Source organism: Limosilactobacillus difficilis (assembly GCF_947387495.1).
In the GTDB taxonomy this organism is placed as follows: Bacteria; Bacillota; Bacilli; order Lactobacillales; family Lactobacillaceae; genus Limosilactobacillus; species Limosilactobacillus difficilis.
In genome coordinates this window covers 1-1548 of the sequence record NZ_CANDNU010000088.1, presented here as the reverse complement: position 1 = coordinate 1548, position 1548 = coordinate 1, and the positions used below count along the sequence as shown (strand labels likewise).

The window sequence follows — 1548 nt, the reverse complement described above, 5'->3', positions numbered from 1 at the left end:
AATATTAAACTATCAAACACCGTTTGAGATATTTTTTGAAGAACCGTTGCACTTAGTTTGACAATTCGTCACCCAAAATAAGGGCCGTTTTTAATAAACAACCCCTAACTAAAAATGTGATGCGTACCCCAAAGTCGATTTCTAACTATCAGATCTGACCTATATTTACATAGTAAGTAAAGCTTGATGCTGCGGTCGGGTTTGCTATGTGCTAATTAGGTTAGTCGTGGTAAAATGTCGATGTTGAATACGAATGATTCAGCTTTTGCGCTAGGTATTAGAAATGCTGATATAACGGCGCTTAACGAAGTTGCCTCGATTCAAAAATAAACAAAAACTGAGTTATTTCCTACCAAAAAACCTATTAATATTCTGCTGACTGAAGAAGGGGAGCAAGGTCACAATGAAAAGATTCCGTTGGATTATAGCAATTGTCGTCGGTCTTTTGGTTCTAATGAGCGGTTCGGCGATCCACGCCAGTGATGCTAAGTTGCATTATAAAACGATCACCCCGATGCAGACGGCTGCCGCGATTGCATATTATGGTCAGCATAAAGTTAAAAAGGATATTTGGCGGGGAATCTTTTCGGAGACAACGAACCTCAACATTTACCAGAACGACAATGCTGACGGGCTCAACGTCAAAGGTCGCGGTAATAGCTGGTATCTGCGCCACAGCAACTCCAATGGTGGTCACAATGCTGCTTACACAGTTGGCGCCGACGGGACGGTTGCTTTCTACATGGTTAGCACCCTCAATCAGAAAAAGAACAAGGATCCTTACGCAACGGCCAATTTACGCGATATCATTCAGTACGTAAATGATCAAGGCGCGGCTAACCAAGTTCGCAGCAAGGCCCAGCACATTCATTTGAAAAACAGTGTCAGTTCATCGCAGACTCAGCAGGGTAAGTTGAGCTACGAAGAATTAGCTTTGGCTGCCTTTATTGAGCAGTGTCGTGGGGATAGTTTGGATGCTAAGATGCACACGATGGACCAAATGATTGATGGTAAAACAGCTTATCCGAACCAGGAGCAACCAGCAATTATGCAACGTAAAGAAGACTCCACGATCGAAATTGGTCTTGGTCGGTTTGTGGAGAGCTGGGCCTTGGTTGACTTTGAAGGTAATAAAGTCAACGTTAATTCGTACACGCACAGCCAAAAAACGTCTTCGCACACGTACACGCGTCAAGAATTGGTCGCTGAGTGGGCCAATCATAAGCAAGAATTGGATAACGACATCCAACGAATCAATGCTAACCAGCAGAAGTATGATGTGACGATTGATGATAATTGATGAATACGATGAAGGGTTTTAATAAAGTGCCTCATAATGGTGGCACACTATTCGGCGCTGATGAGTTTCTCATTGGCGCCATTTTTGGAAGCGAGAAAGGTGGGCTTCCGTCAACTGGTATTGGCATATTCATGGGATGGCAAGAGGACTTAAATGTCCTTTTTTTTATTTGAGGACGAATTGTCAAACTAAGTGCAACGGTTCTTCAAAAAATATCTCAAACGGTGTTTGATAGTTTAATATTTTTC

General features: G+C 42.6%; 1 protein-coding gene. It reads left to right on the top strand.

Annotated features, from left to right (window positions below; genetic code table 11):
- Positions 1-403: 403 nt before the first annotated feature.
- Positions 404-1300, top strand: coding sequence for a hypothetical protein (locus QOR82_RS09045; RefSeq protein ID WP_283584409.1), 897 nt, complete (start codon positions 404-406; stop codon positions 1298-1300).
- The last annotated feature ends 248 nt before the right edge of the window (positions 1301-1548 follow it).